This is a genomic window from Streptomyces anulatus (assembly GCF_000721175.1).
GTDB lineage: Bacteria > Actinomycetota > Actinomycetes > Streptomycetales > Streptomycetaceae > Streptomyces > Streptomyces anulatus_C.
Genome location: NZ_JOEZ01000016.1, coordinates 504,993 through 528,175, shown reverse-complemented (window position 1 = coordinate 528,175; position 23,183 = coordinate 504,993). Strand labels below are relative to the sequence as shown.

Genomic DNA, 23,183 nt, shown 5'->3' with positions numbered 1-23,183 from the left:
GTCCACGTTCCAGGCCTCGGGCAGGTCACTGCCGGCGTCGGGCTCACTGCCATCGGCGCCGCCGACGACGAGGCGCGCTCCTCCCGCGAGCCGACCGTGCCCGTCCTCGTGAACGCGGCGTCACCGCACCGAGGGCCGCGCCCGTCCCGCCCAGTACTCGTCCGCCGTGATGCCGAGCAGGACCACGTCGTGGTAGGTGCCCGCGAAGAACTCGTGCTGGCGCAGGCGGCCCTCCTCCACGAAGCCGAGTTTGCGGTAGAGGGCCAGTGAGGCGTCGTTGAAGGCGTAGACCTCCACCTCGCACTTGTGGCTGCGCTGTTCGGCGAACATGTAGGTGAGGACCAGTTCGGTGGCCTCGGCCGCGTAGCCCTGGCGGCGGTGTTCCCGGGTGACCTCGATGCCCGTACGGAAGCGGCCTGCCCGGGCGTCCGTCTCGCCCACCGACACCGCGCCGACGAAGGCGTGCTCGAAGCGGGTCTCGATGACCAGCTGGTACGCGGCCGGGTTCGGGGGTCGGCCGGCCCGCTCGGTGACCCAGGCCCGGAAGCTCTCGTCCGAGCGCGGTGGTTCGACCACGTCGGCGTTCCGGGCGTCCACGGTGTGCAGGGCCAGGGCCCGGAAGCCCTCCCAGTCCTGCGGTTCGATGCCCCGCAGGCGTACCCTCTCGCCGGTCCACAGATCGCTCATCGTGCTCCAGCCTGGTGCGTATGTAGGGGCGGGCGGTCAGGTCCGTCAGTTCGGCCGGTCAGGTTACGTGGGTCGCGATCGTCCTCGCGCAGGCCAGGGACTCCTGGTGCGTGGTGTCCACCTCCAGGTCGTACTCCACGCCCAGGTGGACCGTCTCGGCCTGTGCTGCGGCCATGCCCCTCGGGCGGTCCCCCCGGGCGATCTCGCGGGCCTCCGCGACCGTGCTCTCGCACCGGACCCCGACCCAGAGGACGTCCAGGCCCGTCAGCGCCTTCCGCCACGGCTCCTGGGAGGCCGGGCCGCCGAGGAACACGTCGTCGACGATGACCTTCGCTCCCGCCCGGACCATCGCGGCCACGCCCTCGCGCCAGGCCGCCTCCAGCTTCCGGAACTCCGGTCCGACGGCCACGCCGCCGTCCTCGGCGAACTCGATGCCCGCGTCCGACGCCCTCAGGGAAGCGGGCAGCGCATCGACGAAAGCGTCGATCGCGGCGGCGAGCCACGGGCCCGGCAGTTCCGCCTGGAGGCAGCGGACGATGCCGGACTTGCCGGAGCTGGAGCCGCCGTTCAGCACGACCACCTGGATTGTCACCCGGTCACCCTAGAGGTCTCCCGTACGACCGTCGACGCGGTTTTCGGGCGAAAGGCTGCCCGGCTAGGCGGGCTTGATCGTGGCGAGTTGCGCGAGCAGCAGGATCAGCCGGTAGGCGGTCGCGTAGTCGGGGGCCGTGAAGGCGGCCGTGCGGGCGCCCCCGGCGCGCGAGACGCCCGGCACCAAGGTCGCCAGGTCGACGGTGTGCGGGCTCGCCAGGTCGACCTCCACGCCTAGCGGCCCGGTGAGCGTCAGGGGCCGGATCTCCGCGCGGCGGGTGACCGCGTCAGCCGCCGCCCGGCGCAGCCGGTCCCGGGCCTCCTCCGGGTGCAGCGTCACGGCGGCCGCCATGCCCAGGGCCTCCTTGACCGGGACGGTGACCGCCGCGGGGACCAGATCGGTCAGCTCGGCGCAGGCCGCGTCGTCGCCGCTGAGCAGGACAACCGGTACGCCGAGGTGGCCGGCCATGGCGGCGTTGAGCCCGATCTCTCCCAGGGAGCGGCCGGCCACCCGTACGTCGAGGATCTCGCCGTTCATCGTGTGCGCCAGCACGCCCGGTCCCACGCCCGCACGAACGTGGTAGCCGACGAACAGGGCCGCGTCGGTCTCCTCGTCGAGCCCGGCGAGCATGTGCAGCGCGCGCGGCTTGCCCCGGACCAGGCGGGCCCTGCGGTCGAGCTGTTCCGGCAGCAGGTTGCGGAAGGTGCCGTGTGCGTCGGCGACCCGCACCTCGGCCGTGGGTTCGGCGTCCAGGACACCCGCGACGACTGCGTTCGCGTCGGCCGTCATCAACTCCCGGCCGCGCTGGTAGTCGTCACGCCCGGGGTTCGTCTCGGCGGAGTGGACGATTCCCGAGACGCCTTCCATGTCGACCGAGATGAGAACCTTCATGATGCCGGGAGCCTACTCGTGAGCAGCCTCCCGGCATCCCCCGTCGTCCCTCTACCGTGCGGGCCCGGCCGCGCGCATGTCCGCGCCGTAGGTGGTGCGGTAGTCCGGGACGACGATCCGGCTCGCCGGAGACTCCCGGTGGACCTGGGCGACGAACCCGTCCAGGTCCATCACCGGGTCGCGGTGCGGTGGCTCGCTCAGCGGCCTCTCGAAGTTGTCCCAGTGAACGGGCACGACGACGCCGGGCTCGCCCAGCGCCCGCAGCAGCCGTGGCACATAGCGGAACGTAGCGGCGCTGGACGGCACCGCGACCATCGCGAGATCGGGGTTCAGCCCCCGCACGGCTCCCTCGGAGAAGTCGCTGGCTCCCATGAGGAACGCCGACGGTCCACCGCTGCCCGCCGTCACCTGGAAGGCGAGCGTGTCGCCCTCCGGAAGGTCGGAGATGGTCCTCGGGGCCTTTGCCGGCGGCGCGGTCAGCGTGCCCGGGGCGAAGTAGGAGTGCCGCTTGTTGCGGCTGTGCAGGCTCGACACGACCTCGACGGTGATCCCTCCGAAGTCCAGCACCTCGCCGCCCTTCACCACCGAGATCTGTGCGGGGTCGACGCCGAACGCGACCAGCAGATGGAAGGTGGTCTCCGTGCCGACGACCCGTGCGCCGGTGGACTTGGCGATGTGCGGCACATCGGCGATGTGGTCCCAGTGCGAGTGGCTGACCAAAACGATCTCAGGGCGGCCGACGTGCTCCTGTACGAGACCGGGATCGGACCTCAGCTTGGTGCCGGGTGTGAACCCTCCGTCGAACAGGCCGGTCCTGAACCGGGTGATGTACGGGTCGAAGAGCACCGTCCGCCCGTCGACGTCGATGCGCCAGCCGGAGGTGCCCAGCCAGCGGAAGGACGCCGGGCCCGCCGCCGGGGGCTCTCGCGTTGCCGCACCGGCGGCGGTCGTCGTGGCGGAAAGCAGCGGAGCGGCCGCGCCGATCGCGGCGCCGCGCAGCACCGTACGCCGGCCGAGTGCCTGGGTGCGCCGCTTCGGGCGCTGTGCTTCTGTGTCGTCGCTCATGGCGGAAGCAGACCAGGACGCGCCCCCCTTCGTCCAAGATCAGAATCTGGGCGTAGTCATATGCGGACGCATATGACCACAGGTCAGAGCCTGCTGGCGCGCAGAGAGTCGACGGCGATTCGGGCCGTGGCGCCCAGCGCGGCGTCCACCGCCGTACGCGAGGCGGCCAGCTCCCGCGTTCGGGCGAAGACGGCGACCGCGTAGTGGCCGCCGTCGGGGTACCGGACGACCCCCGCCTCCATGTGCAGCCCGGGCAGGGTGCCGGTCTTCGCCGCGACCGCCACCTCGTCGGGAAACCCCGACACCAGCCGGTGCCGGAACACCTGGCGGCCCATCAGCTCCCTCACCTGGGAGCACGCCTCCGGTGGACCCGCCTCGTCACTCCAGACGAGGCGCAGCAGCCGGGTGATCTCCCGGGGCGTGCTGGCGTTCGTCCGCAGCGGATCCAGCACGCTCAGCCGCCTCTTCCGATCTTCCGGCAGAGCGGGGTAGCGGAGGGCGAACTCCGCCTCGTCCCGTGCGCCGACCTCGGCGAGCATCGAGTCCAGAACGTCACGGGGGCCGCCCACGATCCGCGTCCTGTCGAGCCCGAGCTCCCCGGCCAGGAGCCGCACCGTGTCCAGACCGACCCGCGCCAGCAACAGGTCGGCCGCCGAGTTGTCGCTCACCGACATCGCGAAGAACGCCAGATCGCGCAGCGACAGCTCGACGTCGTCCGCACACCCCGCCGTGCCCCAGCCGCCGAGCCTGTCGGGCGCCCCCACCCGCACCCGCTCACGGGGATCGAGCTGGCCGGCGGCCACCTGCCTGGCGAACTCCAGGACCAGCAGCACCTTGAAGACCGAGGCGATCACGACGGGCTCGTCCGCGCCGACGGCGACCTCCCCGCCGCCGGGCTCCGTTCCGGCAGCCGGTCCGTCGGCGGGTGTCCCGCCGACGGGGACCGCGTGCAGCAACCCGTCGGCCCCCGCCCCCGCGAAGATGTCACGGATCCGTTGCTCGACCATCACTGTTCCCCTCACGTAAGGTTTCCGGCTGTGGATCTTCTGCGCCACCTGCGCATCTTCGTCGCCGTCGCCGACGAGCTGCACTTCAGCCGGGCCGCTGACCAGCTTGGCATGGCCCAGCCACCCCTCAGCCAGGCGGTACGCAGGCTGGAGAAGGACCTCGGAGCCGAGCTGTTCGACCGATCGCAGCGCCAGGTCCGGCTCACCGCCGCCGGTGTGGTGCTGCGGGACGAGGCACGCGAACTCCTGGCCCGCGAGGAGCGGTTACGCACACTGGCACGCCGCGCGGGGGACGGCGGGCTGGGCATCCTGCGGGCCGGTATTCCTCCCGACACCACGGTCGCCACGCTTTCCACCCTGCTCTCGGCCTGCGCGGAGCACTCTCCTGGCCTGTCCGTCGATCTCCAGGAGACCACCACCGAGGAACAGCTGCGGCTGCTCGGCTCCGGCGGGCTCGACGTCGGACTCGTCCACCAGCCCGTGGACGCCACCGAACTCCACCTCGGGCCCGAGGTGTGCGCGGAACTCGGCGTCGTCCTGCCCCGCGCATCGGCGCTGGCCCGGATCCCCGAGGTCGCACTCGCCGACCTGTCCGGCCACGATCTGGTGCTCTTCCCCCGCGCCCAGGCCCCCGGCTGGTACGACCGGATCCTCGACACCTGTCGCACAGGCGGCTTCGTGCCGGGCCGGCTCCGGCACGCCGCCAACCCCGAGTTCCTGCTGGCCCTTGTCCACGCGGGCCACGGCATCGCCTTCGACCAGGGGCCGGTGGCCCGCAAGGAGCCCCGTGTCGTCTGGCGCCCCCTGGCCGGCCGCCCCCTCACCCGGCGGACGACCGGCGCCTGGCCCTCCGGCCGCTCCGCCCATCCGGCCGCACGTCATTTCGCGGAGCTCGCGGCCGGCGTGCTCGCCCGTGACCGTACGACGGCCCTGCGCCGAGACGACAGCACGCGCCCGCCGGGCGGGCCGCCCCGCCCGTGGTCGGTGGTCTACGAGGCTCCGAGCTGACGCCGCGCCAGGCCGAAGCGGGCGCCGGCACGCTCGGTACGGGCGGCACGCCTCCGAGCCGCTTCGTTCGCCGCGGCTCCGCGTGCCTTCCGGGCCGCGGTGGCCGCGACACGGGCCGGGGGGCACCTGCGCGCAGGAGCATCGTCATGCCCCTGTCCCCGGGCGGATGGGCCGGGGGACAGGGGCACAGAGCGATCGGCGGTCGGAGCGGGTCGGGTCAGCGGCCGTAGCGGATCAGGGCGCGGACCATGCGGCAGGTGGTGTCGGACGGCGGGTGGATGCCCAGGCGCTCGGCGGTGATCCGTATCCGGCGGTTGCGGGCGCTGGAGGGCTGGTAGACCCCGCTGTCGAGCAGGGCGATGGCCAGGCGCATGGCCTTGAGGCGGCGGTTGTGGGAGACGTACCACTCGCGGGGGCGGCCCGCGGGCAGCCGCTTCTTCGGCAGCGGCGCGGGAAGCGGCGGGTGGAAGGGCATCGGGAGCTGTCGGTCGAGCGGCTCGGTCGTGACTGCGGCAACGGCCATCGGCATCCTCCTGGCAGCGTGGTGGAACCCTCACGAACTCCCTCCATTTTACTGCCCCCCACTGACAATCGCCCCTGGCCAGAGGCCATTTCAGCAGTCCCTCGCGTAACCTTGGCCCCATGGAGATCTGGATCAATCCGGCCTGTTCGAAGTGCCGCAGCGCGCTCACTCTGCTCGATGCGGAAGGGGCCGACTACACCGTCCGCCGCTACCTGGAGGACGTGCCCTCGCCCGAGGAGATCCGCACCGTGCTGGACCGGCTCGGTCTGGAGCCGTGGGACATCACGCGGACGCAGGAAGCGGCGGCGAAGGAGCTGGGTCTCAAGGAGTGGCCACGGGAGGCCGGTTCCCGGGAGCGGTGGATCGCCGCCCTGTCCGAGCACCCCGAGCTGATCCAGCGGCCCGTCATCACCGCCGAGGACGGCACCGCCGTGGTGGCGCGGAGCGAGGAAGCGGTACGGGACGCGTTGGGGCGGTAACGGTCCCCGGCTCCGCTCGAATTGACCTCGGCGCCCGCGGCCGATCCGGCCCCGGCTCCGCCTGACGTGCCCCCCGGTGCGGGTGCGGTCAGCGTTCGTCCGTGCCCGCGCGCTTGGCGGTGGACAGGGCGATGCGGTTCCACGTGTTGATGGTGAGGATCAGGGCCAGCAGGTGGGCCAGCTCCTCCTCGTCGAAGTGGGCCGCCGCCCGGTCGTAGACCTCGTCCGGCACCCCGGCGTCCCCGATCCGGGTGACCGCGTCCGTCAGGGCCAGGGCGGCCTGCTCCCTGTCCGTGAAGAAGTGGTCCGCCTCGTGCCACACCGCGACCATGTGCAGGCGCTCCTCGCTCTCCCCCGCCTTGCGCGCGTCCGTGGTGTGCATGTGCAGGCAGTACGCGCAGTGGTTCAGGTGCGAGGCGCGGATCTGGACCAGTTCGACCAGCGTCGGGTCCAGGCCGGCGCGGGCCGCCGCGTCCAGCCCGATCACGGCCCGGAACACCTTCGGGGCGCTCTTCGCGAAGTCGAGCCGGGCCGTGTCCTCGTTGCTCCGGACGGTGGTGGCGGGGGCGGTGGTGCGGTCGTTCGTCTTGCTCTCCGTCGTCGTCATGGGTACGAATCTAGGGCGACAGGCGACTGGGTGTGGGGTGCATTTCCATGACGGATTCATGGGTCAATTCCGCGGAGATCCTGGGCAGTGATCTGCCACTGGAGCTCTCCGGCACGGGCAACCGCCGGGCCGTCCTGATGGCCGCCCTCCGTGACGCCGTGCGCAGCGGGCGGCTCGCCCCGGGCACTCGGCTGCCGCCCTACCGCTCCCTCGCCGCCGACCTGGGCCTCGCCCGCAACACCGTCGCCGACGCCTACGCGGAACTGGTCGCGGAAGGCTGGCTCGCCGCCCGCCAGGGCTCGGGGACCCGGGTCGCCGAGCGGGCCGTCCCGGTCACCCCCGTCCACCGGCCGCGCACCCCCGAGCGCGCCGCCCGCCCGGTCCATGACCTGGTCCAGGGGCAGCCGGACCCCTCGGTCTTCCCGCGCACCGCCTGGCTGGCCTCGGCGCGCCGGGCGCTCGCCGCCGCCCCCGACGACGCGTTCGGGCCCGGTGATCCGCACGGGCGGCCCGAGCTGCGGCGGGCCCTGGCCGGTTATCTGGCCCGGGTGCGCGGGGTGCGGGCCGCACCGGAGCGGATCGTGCTGTGCTCGGGGGCCGCGCACGGGCTGCGGCTCCTGGCGGAGGTGGTGGGCGGCCCCTGGGCGGCGGAGGAGTACGGCCTGCCCTTCCACCGTGAGCTGCTCGCCTCCCACGGGGTGGGCACCCGGCCGCTGCACGTGGACGCGGACGGCGCCCGGGTCGACGGGCTCACCCGCCGCGACCGTGCCGTACTCCTCACGCCCGCCCACCAGTTCCCCACCGGCGGGCCGCTGCATCCCGCGCGGCGGGCGGCCGTCGTCGACTGGGCCCGGGCCACCGGCGGGCTCGTCGTCGAGGACGACTACGACGGGGAGTTCCGCTACGACCGGCAGCCCGTGGGGGCCGTCCAGGGGCTCGATCCCGAACATGTGGCGCTGCTGGGGTCGGTGAGTAAGAGTCTCTCCCCGACCCTGCGGATCGGGTGGATGGTGCTGCCCCAGCGGCTCGTGGCCTCCGTCGTCGCGGTGAAGGGCGAGCGGGAGCAGTGGTCGAGCGCCACCGAGCAGCTGACGCTCGCGGACTTCGTCGAGTCGGGCGCGTACGACCGGCAGGTACGCCGCATGCGGCAGCGTCACCGTCGCCGCCGGGACCAACTGGTGGCGGCCCTGGAGCGGCGGGCCCCGCACGTCCGGGTCACCGGCATCGCGGCCGGCCTCCACGCGGTACTGGAACTGCCGCCCGGCACCGAGCGATCGGCGGTCCGGGCGGCCGCCTGGCAGGGGCTGGCCGTGGAGGGCCTCGCCGACTACCTGCACCCCGGCGCGGAGCGGGCGGGGCGGGCGGAGGGCGCGCGGGGCGCCTCGAACGCCGGTCCTGCCGGTCCCGCCGATGCCGCCGCCGGAGTCCCCGGCCGGGACGGACTCGTCGTCGGATACGCGACACCTGCCGAATCCGCCTACCCGGAGGCGTTGGAGGCCCTGTGCCGGGCCCTGCCACCGGGGTGAGCCGACGCCGGGCCGAGGGCCGCCCGAGGTGGCCCGCCCGGATGGCCCTCAACCCGACTGCGCCTGCGTCTGCGCCGCCACCAGCAGCTCCGTGAGGTGGAGGCCGAAGCGGGCGTCGCAGGCGTGCGGCACCCCCGTGCGTACCGCTTCGGCCAGGGCGTCCACCGCGCCCCGGAACGCGGTCTCCGCGCCGTCCCAGCCCGGGATCGACGCTGTGCCCCCCTCGCCCCGGAACTCGATCTCGACGCCCGCCGCGCCGGGCGGGGCGCTCAGCCCGAGGGTCACCGTGCTGGATGCGCCGGAGGTGTGGCGCAGGATCAGGTGCGTGGTGTCGGCCGGTCCCCGGGCGGCGGTCAGGTGCTCGACATCGCCCAGGACCGGGATCAGCACGGAGAACGCGTGCGGGCCGACATCCCACAGGCCGCCCTTCTCGCGCCGCCACGGGGAGTCCGCGTACTCGCTGGTCGAACCCGCGGCGTAGAGCGAACCCAGCCACTGGGCGCGGGCCGTGAACCAGCCGTCCGCCGCCGCCTGTTCGGCGATCCACGCGGAGGTGGCGGGCGCGAACCGCAGCGTGCAGAAGACGACCGAGGCCACTCCTGACCTCTCCGCCGCCTCGGCCACCGCGCGGGCCCCGGCGACCGTGGTGGCGACCGGCTTGTCCATCAGGAGGTGGCAGCCCGCCTCCGCCGCCCGGACCGCGAGCGGCGCCTGGACGTCCGGCGGCAGCGCGAAGGCCACCGCGTCGCTCGCCTCCAGGAGCGCGTCGATGCCCTCCTCACCGGTGTACGCGCGGGTCCCGTGGACGGCGGCGAGGGCGTCCGCCGGCTCGGCCCGGCGGCCCCACACCCCGCTCAGCTCCACGCCGGGGTGGGCGGCGAGCGCGGGGGCCTGGGTGTTCCGCGCCCAGGGGCCGGTGCCGAGGAGGCCGATGCGCAGGGGGGAGGTGGTGGTGCCGGCTGCTGGATCCATGGGGCCAGTGTGCCGGGTGCGGCGGACGGTTGGGCAGGGGCCGAGGCGTCCGCCGACCGAGGGCGGGGAGTCGGCTCTTCGCGCGGGACGTCGTCGGGCGGCCGAATACGGTGGCGCGAAGCGGCCCTGCCCCGTTACGTTTCCGGGGCCGGCCGCGGGACTCCGGCGCGACTTCCGAGACTTGCCTGTGAAGCGATGATTTCGTTGTTCGCGCCCCCATTCCCCGGCCGGCCTCTCTGTTTCCACCGGGGGACCTCCATGAACGCGCCCGAGACCGTACGAGCGTCCGACACCTTCGCCGACCTCGTCGCCGCCGAGGACGTCCTGCTCTTCGTGAACGCGGCGATCACCGCGACCGGGCAGCGCGAGTTCCGCTCGGCCGCCGCCGACCAGCAGCTCTCCCTGGACTTCCTGCACACCTACGTACGGGTCAACTACCGCCGGGTGTACGCGGCTTCGCTGGCCCTGGACATCAACCACCACAACGCGGCGCTCATCGTGCGCCGACTGCTGGAGACGGCGGGCGAGGCGAGCCCCGGGGAGCGGCGCACCGAGGGCCGGCTGATCGCCGCCCGGCTGGCTCTGCTGCCCCCGCCGCGCGTCTACCGGCTCTTCGGCGAGCTGCGCCGGGCCGGAGTCAACAACCGGCGGACGCGGGCGATCGTGCGGGAGTGGCTGGCGGCCCGGCCGGACCTCGGCCATGACGCCGTGAAGTACCGGGCCGGGCTGAAGAGGGCCGCCCGGCACATCCATCTGCCCTGCCCTGAGGGGTCCGGACCGCTGTCCGAGGTCGGGGAGTTCCTGTTCCGGCCCGGGCGACTGCCGCGCTACGAGCACGGGATGCTCGACGCCTGGCGACGCGCCCACTACGAGCAGGGGGCCTTGGCCGAGCTGCCGTTCACCGTCGCGGAGGGGTTCGCCGCCAAGCACGGGATGAAACGCGAGGTGTTCCTGAAGCGGGCCGCGCCCCGGATGACCCGGCTGGAGCGGCTGCGCACCCAGGAGATGCGGGCGGCGGTCCGGCGACCGAACGCCCCGTCGGCGGAGGTGGATCTGACCGTGATGCCGCTGACCCGGCTCGCGCTGTACGTGCTGTCGCTCGGCTTCGAGCAGCGCGCGGAGCGCCGCGCCGAGCTGAGCGGCGCCCTGCGCGCGGCGGCCCGCCGGGCGACGGGCGCGCACGCGGGGAGCTGGGGGCGGGTGCACGCGGTGCTGGACGACAGCTTCTCCTCGTCCGGTTCGGGGCAGAAGCGGCGGCGGCCGCTCGCCGTGGCGCTGGCCTGCCACCATCTGCTGGAGGCGCTCGCCGCGCCCGGCGCGTACCGGGGACTGTGGACCTCGGGCGCGGGCGACGCGCTGCTCGTACGCCCGTGGGGGCCGACCCCGCTGGGGATGCGGGTCCTGGACGCGCTGGAGCCAGGACCGGACGGGGCGGCCCCGGACCGGTTGGTGATCGTCTCGGACGGCTGGGACAACGCCCCGGCGGGCCTGGCGGGCGAGGTGCTGCGGGTGTGGCGGCGCCGGCTGGATCCGGAGCGGCGGACGGCGGTGGTGCACGTCAACCCCGTATACGACGCGGAGGGTTTCGACGTGCGGCGGCTGGCGGCGGGGGTGGCGACGGCCGGCATCCGGGACGCGGAGGATCTGCCCGCCCTGGTGGAGATCGCCCGGTTCGCGGAGGGGCGCACGGGGCCGGCGGAGTTGTACGCGTATCTGGACCGGCGGGTGGCCCGGTTCACCGGAGAAGGCGAACGAGAAGGGGTAGGGGTGGTCGCGTGAACCGGCTGGAGCTGACCGGGCTCACCGCCCGGCCCTCGCAGGTGTGGGGCGGTGTCCGTCTCGTCCCGCTGGTCCGTGAGGCGCCGGTGGAGGGGCTGCGGCTGCACCGCGAGGTGTACGAGGGCCTCGGTGCGGGGATCGTCGAGCTCGGGCCCCGGACCCGCTACGTCTCGTACGTTCCGCACGGTCTGGTCGCCGACTGGTCGGGCGAGGGCGGCCCAGGCCCCGAGACGGGCCGGAAGTCGGCCGCGTACGGCACCCAGTTCGGCGGGGGCGGCGCGCCCCGGGGCATCCAGCTGCCGCCGGTGCCGCACCACCGGCAGGCCAAGCGGCGGCCCGGCGACCGGTTGCGGTTCCTGCCGCTGCACCTGGCGCTGGAGGGCTATCTTTCGCTGCACTTCGGCGGGCCGTCGACCGCCTGGGAGGAGTGGTCGCGCACGGCCCTGCGCGACGGGCTCTCGCCGCGCGCCGAGGACGCGTACCTCGGGCGGTCGGTGCGCGGGCTCGGCGACGCGCTGCGGATCTTCGAGATCCACCCGGGCCAGTGCGGGGTGATGGTGTACGTCTGCGACGCTCTCGCCGCCGCCTTCGTCGTCCCGCACCCGGACGACTACCGGCTCCTGCACGCCTCGCTGGTGGAGGACCTCTACGGGGAGCTGGTGCACCAGCACGCACTGTACGGGGCTCCGGTGCCGGAGAACCCGGTGCGGATCGGGGGCGAGGAGCACATCCGTGACCTCGGTGAGCTGCGGGCGGCCGCGCGGGTTCAGGAGCGGGCGTGGGAGGAGGCGCACGACACCCTGTTCTCGCGGGAGCTGCTGGACACCCCGTACGCGTTCGACAAGGTGTACCGGATGAAGTCCTTCACTCTGTGGCGCTTCCTGCCGCCGTTCGTCCGGGACGGGGGCGGGCAGCACATCGGGGAAACGATCACCGATCACAAGGGGCAGGTCGCCTACCTCAAGACGTTCCGGCTCTCCGACCCCCAGATCCGCCGGGGACATCTCCTGCGGACCCTGTCCGGGGCCGGCTGGGAGCTGGACCGGGCGGCCGTCGCGCTGGGGTCGAGCCGGGAGGAGCTGGTGCGCCGGATGCGGGCGGCCGGGTTCTCGGCCCTGCTCAAGGGCAGCGTCTGAGCCACCCCCCGAAGCCCCCGGGCAACGGGTGGCGGGTCCGGACGCGGCCCTCTTGTAACGCAGGAAACCTCGGTAACACGAGGTTCACATCGGGGCAACGGACGGGAAATCGCGTCTTGCCAAGCTGCGCCGCATAGACCGCTGCACCCGCAAAGGATGGCGTCCGTGACGTTCAAGGCTGAGTACATCTGGATAGACGGCACCGAGCCGACCGCGAAGCTTCGCTCCAAGACGAAGATCATGGACGGCACGCCGTCGGGGGACGTGGCGGATCTGCCCATCTGGGGATTCGACGGCTCCAGCACCAACCAGGCCGAGGGCCACGCGTCCGACCGCGTGCTGAAGCCCGTCTTCACCTGTCCGGACCCGATCCGCGGCGGCGCGGACATCCTCGTCCTGTGCGAGGTCTTCAACATCGACATGACGCCGCACGAGTCCAACACCCGTGCCGCGCTGCGTCCGCTCGCCGAGCAGTTCGCGGGCCAGGCCCCGATCTTCGGCATCGAGCAGGAGTACACCTTCTTCGACGGCCACCGGCCGCTCGGCTTCCCCGAGGGTGGGTTCCCGGCCGCGCAGGGCGGCTACTACTGCGGTGTCGGCGCGGACGAGATCTTCGGCCGGGACATCGTGGAGAAGCACCTCGACAACTGTCTGGCGGCGGGGCTCGGCATCTCCGGCATCAACGCCGAGGTCATGCCCGGCCAGTGGGAGTTCCAGGTCGGCCCGCTGTCCCCGCTGGAGGTCTCCGACCAGCTGTGGGTGGCCCGTTGGCTGCTCTACCGCACCGCCGAGGACTTCGACGTCTCCGCGACGCTGGACCCGAAGCCGGTCAAGGGCGACTGGAACGGCGCGGGCGCGCACACCAACTTCTCCACCAAGGCGATGCGCGAGGGCTACGACGCGATCATCACCGCGTGCGAGTCGCTGGGCGAGGGCTCCAAGCCGCTGGACCACGTGAAGAACTACGGCGCGGGCATCGACGACCGGCTCACCGGCCTGCACGAGACCGCCCCGTGGAACGAGTACAGCTACGGCGTCTCCAACCGCGGCGCCTCGGTCCGCATCCCGTGGCAGGTCGAGCAGGACCGGAAGGGCTACATCGAGGACCGTCGTCCGAACGCGAACGTCGACCCGTACGTCGTCACGCGGCTGATCGTCGACACCTGCTGCACCGCGCTGGAGAAGGCCGGCCAGGTCTGATCCCGCCACCGGTCACGTACCGGACACGCCAAGAGGGGCCCGCCGGTTCGCCGGTGGGCCCCTCTTTCGTGGGCCGCGGCGGCCGGGCGTGAGGAACGTGACGCCAAGGGTCCGTATCGACGGGTGAGAGGAGTCTGATGCACAGCCGCAATGTCTGCTTCAATGGGGCACATGGTCGGCTACCAGCACATCGCGTCGGGGCGCAGCGACCTCGAACCGTTCTGGCCTTCCCGTCAGCACCATGATTTCGACCGGGTGTGTTGCCGCGCGTGGAACGCGCAGGCCCACTAAAGCCGCTCACCCCGGCCTTCGGTCCGCGCGCACGACGCAAGTCCGTCCCAGACGACTCCTCGCGCGAAAGAGCTGACCCTCATGGCGAACACTCGTACTTTCTCCGCCGCGTCCGCCGCCACCACGGCGTCCCCGGCACCCGCTGCGGCCCACCCCACCGCCCGCTCCCTCCCCGCCCACCCGAACCGGCACCGGCTGCGCGCGGTCGACCGCGACGAGGTCGCGGCCCCGGCCGATGTGGCGGGCTTCCTCCCGCCCGGGGCCACCTGGCTGCCGGCCCCGCCGCACACCCTGCCCGCGCTGCCGGGCCAGCCGCCGATGATCGGTTACCTGGTGCTCGTGCCGGCCGATCAGCAGCCCGCGCTCGCGAGGGCCGTCGCCGACTCCCAGCACCGGCCGGGCGCCTCGCCGTTCGCCCCGCAGCCGGCGGCCGACCCGTCCGGCGACGTGAAGGGGCCCGCCGGTCCGGTCCGGATCGACGCCGCCCGGCGTACGGCCTCGGTCGACGGCGTCGCCCTCGACCTCACGTACCTGGAGTTCGAACTGCTGGCCCATCTGGTGGCGCACCCGCACCGGGTGCACACCCGCGACCAACTGGTGACGACAGTGTGGGGTTACGGACATGTGGGCGACGGGCGCACCGTCGATGTCCATGTCGCCCGGCTGCGCCGCAAGCTGGGTGCGGAGTACCGCCGTTCGATCCGGACGGTCCGCCGGGTGGGGTACACGTACACGCCCTGACCGGCTATGCGCCTGCGACGGCCCCGGCAAGGGCGGCATCGGCTATCTGCTGAAGGACCGGGTCTTCGACGCGGACCGGTTCATCGACGCGGTACGGCGGGTGGCGGCGGGCGGCACGGCGATGGACCCGCAGGTCATCTCCCAGCTCCTGTCCCGCCGTTCGCAGGACCAGCCGATGGGCGGCCTCACCCCGCGCGAGCGGGAGGTGATGGAGCTGGTGGCCCAGGGCCGCTCGAACGCCGCCATCGCCTCGCAGTTGGTGATCACGGAGCGGGCGGTGGCCAAGCACACGTCGAACATCTTCGGCAAGCTCGGTCTGCCCCCGTCGGACGACGACAACCGGCGGGTGCGTACGGCTATGACTACTTTGACGTCGGGCCCCAGAACGCCAAGGGCAACGCCGTCGCCAACACCCAAGGAGCCCTTCTGGGACTGTTCTTCGGTAAAATCGGCAATACGACCCTCGTTCACCTGGGCAGGAAGTGGGGGCTGCAGAAGTACATTCCGCAAGGCCACCACCGAAGAGCCGGTAAGGGCCAGCACGCCCGGCCAACAGGCAAGCACGCACTGCGCATCGACAGGTTCGGGCAGGGCCTCGGCTACGGCGTGGCCTCGGTGTTCGGCGTCGAGGGATGCGGTATCTCAACCTTCAAGCCCACCTGGTGCGACCTGTGAGGCAGGACCGGCACGCTGTAGTCGCTGAGGGAGGACGGAGGGACCCGTGAGATCTGAGCCGGAGTCGATATCTCGCCTGCGCAGCTCCGAGTTCGGCGTGGGGGTGGTGGCGCTCACCTTCTCGGTCGCCCTGGGCTTCTTCCTCGCGGCCATCCAGCCGGCCGGTGAGACGCTGCCGCTCTGGCAACGGTCGCTTCACGGGCTCCCATGGAGCCTGGTCCTGGGATATCCGGCCTGGCTGCACCTCAGATGCCGGGTGGTCCTGGGCAAGGACGGGCTGCTGATGCACAACAGGCTGACGGACATCTGGGTGCCGTACGGTCTCATCCAGCGCATCCTCACCACGGACGGGCTCGGCGTCGAACTCAAGGACGGCCGCGTCCTCAAAAGCCCGGCCGTCGCCCCCTCGTTGAGCGGGAGACTCGGGGGCTACCAGTCCGCGAAGAAGTTCCGACGGGCGGTGCAGCCCCGACTGACCCCCGCGGATCCCGCGCCTGAAGGTCTGGACATCGGGCGGCGCTTGCAGCTGTCCTGGGCGTTCTTCCCCGCGATGACCGCTGTTCACGGACTCTGGTATCTCCTGCTCCTCGCCGGAGAGTCATGAGGGCGCGCGGGGCGGCGCCGCTGTCCTGTGGGGGGGCGACGGGGTCGGACGGGTTCGCCATGACGGCGTACGAGCCGAGGGCGTGGCGCGAGAACCGCGGACCGGTGCCGGCCGGACGCCGGGGGTCCGAGCGGGCGAGAGGAAGGATGTGAACGGTGAGTCGCCGTGGTCATTGGCGGTGCTGGCCTATCTGGACCACGGCTGATCCGGGCCGCCTACGGCCGGCGAGCGGGGGCCGCGACCGAGCCGCCCGCGTCCGGGGCCGCGCCGAGCGCGCGGCCCGGGCCTCGGCTCAGCCGGTGAACCAGCCCGCCGCGTCCAGCCGGAACGCGCCTCCGGGGGCCATCGTGCGCAGGTCCCGTTCCAGGGCGGTCAGCCGCTCCTCGCCGAGTGTTCGGGCCCATTCCGCCCGCAGCCGGTCGAAGCCCTCGGCGGACCGGGTCAGCAGGTCGACGCCGTGCGGGGTGAGGTGGATCAGGGTGCGGCGGCCGTCTGCGGGGTCGGGGGCGCGCTCCACGTAGCCGAGCGCCGCCAGCTTCTCGACGGTCTTCCCGGCGGCCTGCTTGGAGACCCCGAGCCGCCGCCCGATCTCGCTGATGGCCGCGCCGTCGCGCCCCACCGCCTGAAGGGCGAAGCCGTACGCGGGCCGGGTCGCGGGGTGTCCGTGCTCGGCCAGGTCCCGGTGCAGGGCGTCGATGATCGAGCGGAAGCCGGCGAAGAGAAGCAACGGCAGCTCGAAGCCATTGCGAGATTCGACAACCTGGTTTACCTTTTGTTCGTCAACCATGTTGTCGACCCTATCCGCATGTGAGGTTCGCCGTGCCCTTCCCCGACCACACCCCCGAGACCGCCCCGCCCGGTTCACGGCGCCCCATGGAGGCGGTGACGGAGCGGCTGGGCTACCGGCCCGCCGCCATCGCCCGGCTCGCCGCCTCGCCCCATGCCCTGGACGGCTTCCTGAAGATCAGCGCGATCTTCGAGGCCTGCACCCTGGACCCGCTCTCCCGCGAGGTCCTGATCATGACGATGGCCACCCGCAACGACTGCCACCTCTGCGTCGCGATGCACACCGCGAAGCTGACCGCCCTGGACGCCGACCCGGCGCTGATCGCCGCCCTGCGCGACCGTGACCGTGCGGGGGCCCCACTGCCGGACGAACGGCTGGAAGCGGTGAGGCGGTTCACGCTGGAGGTGCTCGCCTCGGCGGGCGCGGTGGACGACGCGGTCCTGCGGGACTTCCTCGCGTACGGCTACACCGAGCAGAACGCCCTCGAAGTGGTCCTGGGCATCGGCGCGTACACCCTGTCGACCCTGGCCAACCGGCTGACCGGAGCCCCGGTGGACGCCCCATTGGCCGCCTACGCCTGAGAGTCGGTGGTTCGGGCCGCTTTCCGGCTGGAGCTTCCCACGAATCGGCCGGAGGGCTGAACGGGTCGCGGGGCCCGCGCGTATGGGACGTCACGCTTCTCCCTCGAAGCAGAGGAGTCCCATGCGACGCACATCGCGCAAGAAACGTTCCACACTGGCCAGCCGGGCCATTGCCGCCTCCGCGGCCCTGATCCTGGGAGGAGGTGGGCTGGTCGCGGTCAATGTCTACGCCTCCGCGGGAGAAGGACCGTCCGGTTCTCCGCCCACGCGGACGCAGAACGCCGGCCGCCAGGTGTCCACCATCGACTGCCCCGAAGCCGTGAACGGGCTGTCCGAGGTGCCGGATCAGGCGCGCGGGGAGGTCGACCGCGAACTCGCGGCGATGGATACCCAGATCACCGACGCCTACCGGCAGTTCGCGGACCGGAAGGAGCAGATAGCCCAGGACCCGGGGCTGGCGGAGAACGCCGTGCTGGGCCCGTTGCGCAGCAAGCGGACCGCGAGCCTCGACCGCATCGGCATCGCGATCGGACGGGTGGGCGAGCGGCCGGCGGGGCTGGAGAGCCTCGCCGGATGCAGCCTGCGCGCCGACGACAGCCGCCCCGGGAACGGCGGCGGCAACGGTGAAGGTGATGGTGACGGCGGTCAGGACGACGGCCAGGGGCAGGATCCCGGCCAGGGCGAAGACCCCGGGCAGAGCCAGGGCGGCAACGGGCCCGTGGCCGCCGACTTCGTCGATATCCAGTCCGTCCAGCCCGACATCGACCGGCCCCGCCAGCGCCGCGGCGCGTCCCGGGGCACCTTCACCACCGACTGCGGCCGTAATGAGAACGGGAAGTTCAACCCGGACAACGTCATCGTCGCGCCCGGCGTGAGCAACGGCGCGCACCATATGCACGATTACATCGGCAACCAGGCCAACGACGCCTTCGCGAGCGACGACGATCTGGCGGACGGCGCGACCACCTGCCGCAACCAGGGTGACCGGTCGACCTACTACTGGCCCGTCCTGCGTCTGCAGAACGGGCAGGACGAGAACGACGCGGACGCCGACGGCGGCGGCCGGGACCAGAACGTCGGGGAGATCCAGACGCCGTCCGAGGTGACGCTGAAGTTCGTCGGCTCGCCCGTCGGCAGGGTCACCGCGATGCCGCGCTTCCTGCGGATCATCACCGGGGACGCGAAGGCGTTCACCAACGGCGACGCCAATGCCAACGCCTCGTGGAGCTGCACCGGATTCGAGGACCGCCAGCTGACGGACAAGTACCCGATCTGTCCCGAGGGCAGTCAGGTGGTGCGTACGTTCGCCTTCCAGAACTGCTGGGACGGGCAGAACACCGACAGCGCGAACCACCGCACCCATGTGGCGTTCGCCCAGGAGAACGGCCGGTGCCCGAACGGGTTCCGTGCGGTGCCGCAGCTGGTGCAGCGCATCGTCTACGACGTTCCGCCGGGGCCGGGGTTCGCGGTCGACTCCTTCCCCGAGCAGCTGCACAAGCCCATCACCGATCACGGTGACTTCATCAACGTCTTCGACGACAGGCTGATGAAGAAGATGGTGCGGTGCATCAACGACGGCCGCCGCTGCCGCTGACGCGGCGCGTGCGGCCCCCGTGAACCTGCGCGGTCAGCTCCCGTGGTGACCGGAGTGCCCGTCCTCGCTCCCCCCTCCGCCACTGTTCCCCGAGTGGTGAGGCGAGGCGGTCTCCACCGTCCCCCCGAGCCGGCCGCGCAGCGCCGCGACCACCTCCGGATCGCCGACGGCCACCCACTGCCGTCCGACGAGGTACGAGCCGCCGTAGTCCTTGGCCTCGTTGATCCACTCACGCTGACCGCGGTCGGTGGCGAAGGTGGTCAGAACGTAACGTCCCTCGTCCGTCCTGCAGTTGGCCTGCCGGAGCTCGGCCGCGTCGGTCTGCACGTTCGGGTCGCAGCCGGCCTTCTTCGCCAGCTGCTCCAGCGTGCCCGTCGCGGCCGGCGGCGGTGTGGGCCGCTCCCGGCCGTCGCCGTCGTCGGCCGGTTCCGTGCTGCACCCGGCCAGGAGCAGAATCCCCGCCAGGACGGCCGCGACGGCACCGCCGTGCCGTGTGCCTCGCCATTCCGGTTGTGTCGCCATCGGCCCATCCTGCACCCGAACCCAGGCTCAGGGATGGGCTACGGCAAGACTCACGAGGTACGCCTCCTCGACCTCGCCGTCCGGGAACAGGGCGGTCAGCAGGGCCCGTTCGCGGTCGAAGTAGTCGCGGACCTCCGCCGGGTCGCCGATCAGGAAGTCGGAGTGGGTGGCCATGTTGGCGAGATGGATGTCCAGGGGTACGCGGCGGCTCCACGCCACCTGCCGGGTGCGGAAGTCGAGCCCGCCGGGCAGCTCGGCCCGGAAGCGGGCCCGGTGGGACGGGACGGCGGGGATCTCCGCCCCGAAGAAGGTCCGCAGCCGATTCTCCTGGTCGACCAGCCACTCCACGGACGGGTCGCCGTCGTTCCACCACAGGGCGAGCGCCCCGCCCGGCCGCAGCACCCGGCGGGCCTCGGGGACCGAGCGGGCCGGGTCGGTCCAGTGCCAGGCCTGGGCGTACGTGATCAGGTCCATGGAGCCGGTCCGCAGCGGCAGGCTGTTCCCGTCGCCCCGGACCAGGGAGACGTCCGGCAGGCTCCGGCGGAACTGTTCGGCCATCCCGTCGCCCGGCTCCACCGCGGTCACCTCGGCCCCGCGCTCGTACAGCCGTGCCGTACCGAGCCCGGTGCCCGCCCCGACGTCCGCGACCCGGGCTCCGGCGAGCGGCACTCCGGCCAGGTCCTCGACGGCGTCGAACAGCGTGGGCGGGTAGGTGGGGCGGTTCGCGTCGTAGGCGGCGGCCACCGCGTCGAAGGAGCGGGCCTGCACAGGTTTCGTCATACAAGCAATCATCGCGCGGGGTCCCGCAGAACGGCACGGAAATCTCCGCACGACTCTGGTCCCCCCGCGTACCCGTCATTACATTGACACCATGTCTAACACGCAGCCAGCGGCGGTCGCGTCGGAGCGGACGCCTCTCAAGGCCCGCAAGGTGTCCTTCACCTGGGAGAAGACCCCCCTGCACTGGGTGCCGGGCGACCCGTTCGCCGCGCACACCATCAACGTGCTCCATCTGCTGCTCCCGGCCGGGGAACGCTGGTTCATCCACGTCTACCGGCAGATCCTCCCGTACATCGACGACGACTGGCTCCGCGAGGACGTCATCGGGTTCATCGGGCAGGAGGCCGTGCACTCGCAGGCGCACGACGATGTGCTGCCGCACCTGCGGGAGTTGGGCCTCGACCCGACCCCGTACACCGCGCAGATCGACTGGTTCTTCGAGAAGCTGCTCGGGGACCGGACCCTGCCGCCGGGGCGGGCGTCGAAGTGGTGGCTGATGGAGCGGGTGGCGACGATCGCGGCGATCGAGCACTACACCGCGTTCCTCGGCGACTGGATCCTCAACGCCGAGGCGCTGGACCGCCGGGGAGCGGACCCGACCATGCTGGACCTGCTGCGCTGGCACGGGGCGGAGGAGGTCGAGCACCGGTCGGTGGCCTTCGACGTCTTCATGCACGTGGACGGCGGCTACCGGCGGCGGCTGCGGACCTGGGCGACGGCGTTCTCCGCGCTGGTGTTCCTCTGGCAGCGCGGCATCCGCTTCTTCATGGAGAACGACCCCACGCTGCTGGACGGCAAAGCCTCCTTCAAGGCGTTCCACGCGAGCGGGAAGCAGGGCACGCTGCCCACCACGGGGGCGATCCTGCGGTCCGTCCCCAGCTATCTCAGCCGGTCCTACCACCCCTCGCAGGAGGGCAGTACGGCCCAGGCCGTCGACTACCTCACCCGCTCCCCCGCCGCGCTCGCCGCCGGGGCCGCCACGACGGGAGGGGCCTGACCCATGGCCCTGCCCCGTCTGCGTACCGTCGTTCTGGTCTCCGGCGCCGCCCTGCTCACCCGGCGGGCCCTGAAGCGCCGGATCGCCCGGTCCCCGCTGTGGCCGCTGCCCGCCCTGCCCGAGCCGGTATCGGGCCACTCGAAGCGGCGCGCGACGGCGGTCCGCCGCCTGCTGATCACCGGGCGGACCGTGGCCGCCGACGGTGTCGTGCAGCTCCGTCTCGAGGGCACCGGTCTGCCGCGCTGGGAGCCGGGGGCCCATCTGGACCTGGTGCTGCCGTCGGGTCTGGTGCGGCAGTACTCACTGTGCGGCGACCCGGAGGACACCGGTGCGTACACGGTGGCGACCCGGCTCGTGGAGGACGGCCGGGGCGGTTCGCGGGAGGTGCACGAACAGCTCCAGGAGGGCCTGGAGGTCGGGGTGCGCGGGCCGCGCAACCGCTTCCCGCTGGCCGACGCCAGGGGTTACGTGTTCGTCGTCGGCGGCATCGGGATCACCCCGGTCCTGCCGATGCTGCGGTCGCTGGCCGCCTCGGGGGCCGAGTGGCGGCTGCTGTACGGGGGTCGCTCGCGCGCCTCGATGCCGTTCCTGGCGGAGATCGAGAAGCTCGGCGCGGACGGGGACCGGGTCACGGTCGTCGCCCAGGACGAGGCGGGCCACCCGGACGTCGCGGCGGCGCTGGCCGGCCTCGCCCAGGGCACGGCGGTCTACTGCTGCGGCCCCGAGCCCCTGATGGACGCGGTGGCCGCCGCGCTCCCCGAGGGGCACCCCCTGCACCTGGAGCGGTTCTCGGCCGCGGCCGGGGATGCGACGGGGTCCGGGCCGTTCGAGGTGGAGCTGCGGCGCAGCGGGCGCACGGTGCCGGTCGCGGCCGGGCAGTCGGTGCTGGCCGCCGTCCGCGCGGAGCTGCCCCATGTCGCGTACTCCTGCGAGCAGGGGTTCTGCGGGACCTGCCAACAGCGGGTACTGGAGGGCGAGATCGACCACCGGGACGAGTTGCTGACCGACGACGAGCGGGGCGACTCGATGCTGATCTGCGTCTCGCGCTGCTGGGGCGGGCGTCTCGTCCTGGACCTGTAGACCGCTCCGGCCGGCGCCCCGGATAGGCTGTTCGCATGACGACCGGGGTGCGGCGCAGGATGGGCGTCGACGAGCGCAGACAGCAACTGATCGGCGTCGCGCTGGACTTGTTCAGCCACCGCTCGCCCGAAGAGGTGTCGATCGACGAGATCGCCGCCGCCGCGGGGATCTCCCGTCCGCTGGTCTACCACTACTTCCCCGGGAAGCAGAGCCTGTACGAGGCGGCGCTGCGGCGGGCCGCCGACGAGCTGGCGGCCCGCTTCCTGGAGCCCCTCGAAGGTCCCCTGGGGGCACGGCTGCTGCGGGTGATGGGGCGGTTCTTCGACTTCGTCGACGAGCACGGCCCCGGCTTCTCGGCGCTGATGCGCGGTGGGCCCGCGGTCGGTTCCTCGACGGCGAACGCCATGATCGACGGGGTGCGGCAGGCCGCGTACGAGCAGATCATCACGCACCTCGGGGTGAGTGAACCGCCCGCCCGGCTGGAGCTGGTGGTCCGCTCCTGGGTCTCGCTCGCCGAGTCGACGGCGCTGATCTGGCTGGACGGGCGGCGCATTCCGCGCGCCGAGCTGGAGCTGCAGCTGGTGCACGACTTCGCGGCGCTCGCCGCCGTCAGCGCCGCGTACGACCAGGAGATGGCGGGCATCGTGCTGCGGGTGCTGTCCCAGGAGCCGGTGGACGGCCCGTTCGGTGAACTGCTGTCCCGGCTCTCCGCGTTCGCCCCGGATGCGCCCGCCGTACCGGCGCGGCGGCTGCCGCACTGACCCCCGACGACTCCGGTCAGGCCGGCAGGCCGTTGCGGTGGGAGACGCGGCGGGCGGCTGCCAGCAGGGCGTGGATCTGCGGGCCCACCTGGTCGATCTCGGTGACCGGGCGAGGGAACGGCAGCCGTACATCCTCGTGGGCGCGGGGGCATTCGAGCCGCAGGGTCACCCCGAAGCGGTCCATCGCCAGCGGCACGGCCCGGGTCATGCCGCGCTCCGGGCGGGGGTGGACGAGGCGCAGGAGCAGCGGGACGAGTTCGGCGTGATAATTAGGTATACCTAACCTTACTCACACCGC

General features: G+C 72.6%; 24 protein-coding genes and 2 pseudogenes. 14 read left to right on the top strand and 12 right to left on the bottom strand.

Annotated features, from left to right (window positions below):
• Positions 1-120: 120 nt before the first annotated feature.
• The 5 genes from IG90_RS0120555 to IG90_RS0120535 form a co-directional block, all read right to left on the bottom strand.
• Complete coding sequence (locus IG90_RS0120555) at positions 121-687, bottom strand: GNAT family N-acetyltransferase (protein WP_030586273.1); 567 nt, start codon at positions 685-687, stop codon at positions 121-123.
• A 58-nt stretch (positions 688-745) separates the two neighbouring features.
• Positions 746-1,279 carry a chloramphenicol phosphotransferase CPT gene (cpt, locus tag IG90_RS0120550; protein WP_078585311.1) on the bottom strand — a complete coding sequence of 178 codons (534 nt, stop codon included), beginning with the start codon at positions 1,277-1,279 and terminating at the stop codon, positions 746-748.
• A gap of 63 nt (positions 1,280-1,342) precedes the next feature.
• Complete coding sequence (locus IG90_RS0120545; protein ID WP_030586271.1) at positions 1,343-2,170, bottom strand: M55 family metallopeptidase; 828 nt, start codon at positions 2,168-2,170, stop codon at positions 1,343-1,345.
• 51 nt (positions 2,171-2,221) lie between these two features.
• Positions 2,222-3,235, bottom strand: a complete 1,014-nt coding sequence (locus IG90_RS0120540) for an MBL fold metallo-hydrolase (RefSeq protein ID WP_033894438.1) — start codon at positions 3,233-3,235, stop codon at positions 2,222-2,224.
• Positions 3,236-3,318: 83 nt separating this feature from the next.
• Positions 3,319-4,242 (bottom strand): serine hydrolase, encoded by a 924-nt coding sequence (locus tag IG90_RS0120535; RefSeq protein WP_030586267.1) that lies wholly within the window; start codon positions 4,240-4,242, stop codon positions 3,319-3,321.
• Positions 4,243-4,281: 39 nt separating this feature from the next.
• Here IG90_RS0120535 and IG90_RS0120530 point away from each other — a divergent pair, with 39 nt between their 5' ends.
• Positions 4,282-5,250, top strand: coding sequence for a LysR family transcriptional regulator (locus IG90_RS0120530; protein WP_030586266.1), 969 nt, complete (start codon positions 4,282-4,284; stop codon positions 5,248-5,250).
• Between the two features lie 217 nt (positions 5,251-5,467).
• On the opposite strand, the gene IG90_RS0120525 is transcribed toward IG90_RS0120530, so the two are convergent.
• On the bottom strand, positions 5,468-5,773 hold the full coding sequence (locus tag IG90_RS0120525; protein ID WP_030586264.1) for a hypothetical protein: 306 nt from the start codon (positions 5,771-5,773) through the stop codon (positions 5,468-5,470).
• Positions 5,774-5,892: 119 nt separating this feature from the next.
• Here IG90_RS0120525 and IG90_RS0120520 point away from each other — a divergent pair, with 119 nt between their 5' ends.
• Positions 5,893-6,252 (top strand): ArsC/Spx/MgsR family protein, encoded by a 360-nt coding sequence (locus IG90_RS0120520; RefSeq protein WP_030586262.1) that lies wholly within the window; start codon positions 5,893-5,895, stop codon positions 6,250-6,252.
• Between the two features lie 88 nt (positions 6,253-6,340).
• Here IG90_RS0120520 and IG90_RS0120515 read toward each other — a convergent pair whose 3' ends face one another.
• Complete coding sequence (locus tag IG90_RS0120515) at positions 6,341-6,859, bottom strand: carboxymuconolactone decarboxylase family protein (protein ID WP_030586260.1); 519 nt, start codon at positions 6,857-6,859, stop codon at positions 6,341-6,343.
• Between the two features lie 47 nt (positions 6,860-6,906).
• Between IG90_RS0120515 and pdxR the strand changes: the two genes are divergently transcribed.
• Positions 6,907-8,385: a MocR-like pyridoxine biosynthesis transcription factor PdxR gene (gene pdxR / locus IG90_RS0120510; protein WP_030586258.1), complete on the top strand. Its 1,479-nt coding sequence runs from the start codon at positions 6,907-6,909 to the stop codon at positions 8,383-8,385.
• A 48-nt stretch (positions 8,386-8,433) separates the two neighbouring features.
• Here the strand turns inward: pdxR and IG90_RS0120505 are convergent, their stop codons facing one another.
• The gene (locus tag IG90_RS0120505; RefSeq protein ID WP_030586247.1) at positions 8,434-9,357 is read right to left on the bottom strand and encodes a Gfo/Idh/MocA family protein; all 924 of its coding nucleotides are present in this window, start codon (positions 9,355-9,357) and stop codon (positions 8,434-8,436) included.
• Positions 9,358-9,615: 258 nt separating this feature from the next.
• Between IG90_RS0120505 and IG90_RS0120500 the strand changes: the two genes are divergently transcribed.
• The 6 genes and pseudogenes from IG90_RS0120500 to IG90_RS0120470 all read left to right on the top strand — a co-directional run bounded on the left by IG90_RS0120500 (position 9,616) and on the right by IG90_RS0120470 (position 15,783).
• Complete coding sequence (locus IG90_RS0120500; RefSeq protein WP_030586245.1) at positions 9,616-11,136, top strand: hypothetical protein; 1,521 nt, start codon at positions 9,616-9,618, stop codon at positions 11,134-11,136.
• Positions 11,133-12,272, top strand: coding sequence for an ARPP-2 domain-containing protein (locus IG90_RS0120495; protein ID WP_030586243.1), 1,140 nt, complete (start codon positions 11,133-11,135; stop codon positions 12,270-12,272). The genes IG90_RS0120500 and IG90_RS0120495 overlap by 4 nt, the downstream gene beginning before the upstream one ends.
• A gap of 165 nt (positions 12,273-12,437) precedes the next feature.
• Positions 12,438-13,472: a glutamine synthetase gene (gene glnII / locus IG90_RS0120490; RefSeq protein WP_030586241.1), complete on the top strand. Its 1,035-nt coding sequence runs from the start codon at positions 12,438-12,440 to the stop codon at positions 13,470-13,472.
• Positions 13,473-13,844: 372 nt separating this feature from the next.
• Positions 13,845-14,504 (top strand): winged helix-turn-helix domain-containing protein, encoded by a 660-nt coding sequence (locus IG90_RS0120480; protein WP_030586239.1) that lies wholly within the window; start codon positions 13,845-13,847, stop codon positions 14,502-14,504.
• 25 nt (positions 14,505-14,529) lie between these two features.
• Positions 14,530-14,883 (top strand): annotated as a pseudogene (locus IG90_RS42195) (LuxR C-terminal-related transcriptional regulator); the annotation flags it as partial.
• Between the two features lie 342 nt (positions 14,884-15,225).
• A complete protein-coding gene (locus IG90_RS0120470) occupies positions 15,226-15,783 on the top strand; it encodes a hypothetical protein (protein ID WP_124265674.1) in 558 nt (185 codons plus the stop codon).
• A 292-nt stretch (positions 15,784-16,075) separates the two neighbouring features.
• On the opposite strand, the gene IG90_RS0120465 is transcribed toward IG90_RS0120470, so the two are convergent.
• Positions 16,076-16,570 carry a MarR family winged helix-turn-helix transcriptional regulator gene (locus IG90_RS0120465; RefSeq protein WP_030586233.1) on the bottom strand — a complete coding sequence of 165 codons (495 nt, stop codon included), beginning with the start codon at positions 16,568-16,570 and terminating at the stop codon, positions 16,076-16,078.
• 86 nt (positions 16,571-16,656) lie between these two features.
• Between IG90_RS0120465 and IG90_RS0120460 the strand changes: the two genes are divergently transcribed.
• Both IG90_RS0120460 and IG90_RS0120455 read left to right on the top strand, forming a co-directional pair.
• Complete coding sequence (locus IG90_RS0120460; RefSeq protein WP_233436030.1) at positions 16,657-17,151, top strand: carboxymuconolactone decarboxylase family protein; 495 nt, start codon at positions 16,657-16,659, stop codon at positions 17,149-17,151.
• Between the two features lie 121 nt (positions 17,152-17,272).
• Positions 17,273-18,745 carry a DUF1996 domain-containing protein gene (locus IG90_RS0120455; protein WP_030586229.1) on the top strand — a complete coding sequence of 491 codons (1,473 nt, stop codon included), beginning with the start codon at positions 17,273-17,275 and terminating at the stop codon, positions 18,743-18,745.
• Between the two features lie 33 nt (positions 18,746-18,778).
• Here the strand turns inward: IG90_RS0120455 and IG90_RS0120450 are convergent, their stop codons facing one another.
• Together IG90_RS0120450 and IG90_RS0120445 are read right to left on the bottom strand one after the other, a co-directional pair.
• Entirely contained in the window at positions 18,779-19,267 is a 489-nt protein-coding gene (locus IG90_RS0120450) for a hypothetical protein (protein ID WP_030586227.1), read from the bottom strand.
• Between the two features lie 27 nt (positions 19,268-19,294).
• Entirely contained in the window at positions 19,295-20,047 is a 753-nt protein-coding gene (locus tag IG90_RS0120445; RefSeq protein WP_030586225.1) for a class I SAM-dependent methyltransferase, read from the bottom strand.
• A gap of 91 nt (positions 20,048-20,138) precedes the next feature.
• On the opposite strand from IG90_RS0120445, the gene IG90_RS0120440 reads away from it, so the two are divergent.
• Genes IG90_RS0120440 through IG90_RS0120430 form a run of 3 tightly spaced genes read left to right on the top strand, consistent with a single transcriptional unit; the run spans position 20,139 to position 22,885 of the window.
• Positions 20,139-21,044: a metal-dependent hydrolase gene (locus IG90_RS0120440; RefSeq protein WP_030586223.1), complete on the top strand. Its 906-nt coding sequence runs from the start codon at positions 20,139-20,141 to the stop codon at positions 21,042-21,044.
• 3 nt (positions 21,045-21,047) lie between these two features.
• Positions 21,048-22,124 carry a PDR/VanB family oxidoreductase gene (locus IG90_RS0120435; protein WP_030586221.1) on the top strand — a complete coding sequence of 359 codons (1,077 nt, stop codon included), beginning with the start codon at positions 21,048-21,050 and terminating at the stop codon, positions 22,122-22,124.
• Between the two features lie 35 nt (positions 22,125-22,159).
• A complete protein-coding gene (locus tag IG90_RS0120430; RefSeq protein WP_030586219.1) occupies positions 22,160-22,885 on the top strand; it encodes a TetR/AcrR family transcriptional regulator in 726 nt (241 codons plus the stop codon).
• A 16-nt stretch (positions 22,886-22,901) separates the two neighbouring features.
• Here IG90_RS0120430 and IG90_RS39590 read toward each other — a convergent pair.
• A pseudogene (locus IG90_RS39590) lies at positions 22,902-23,150 on the bottom strand (DUF2470 domain-containing protein); the annotation flags it as partial.
• Positions 23,151-23,183: the final 33 nt, after the last annotated feature.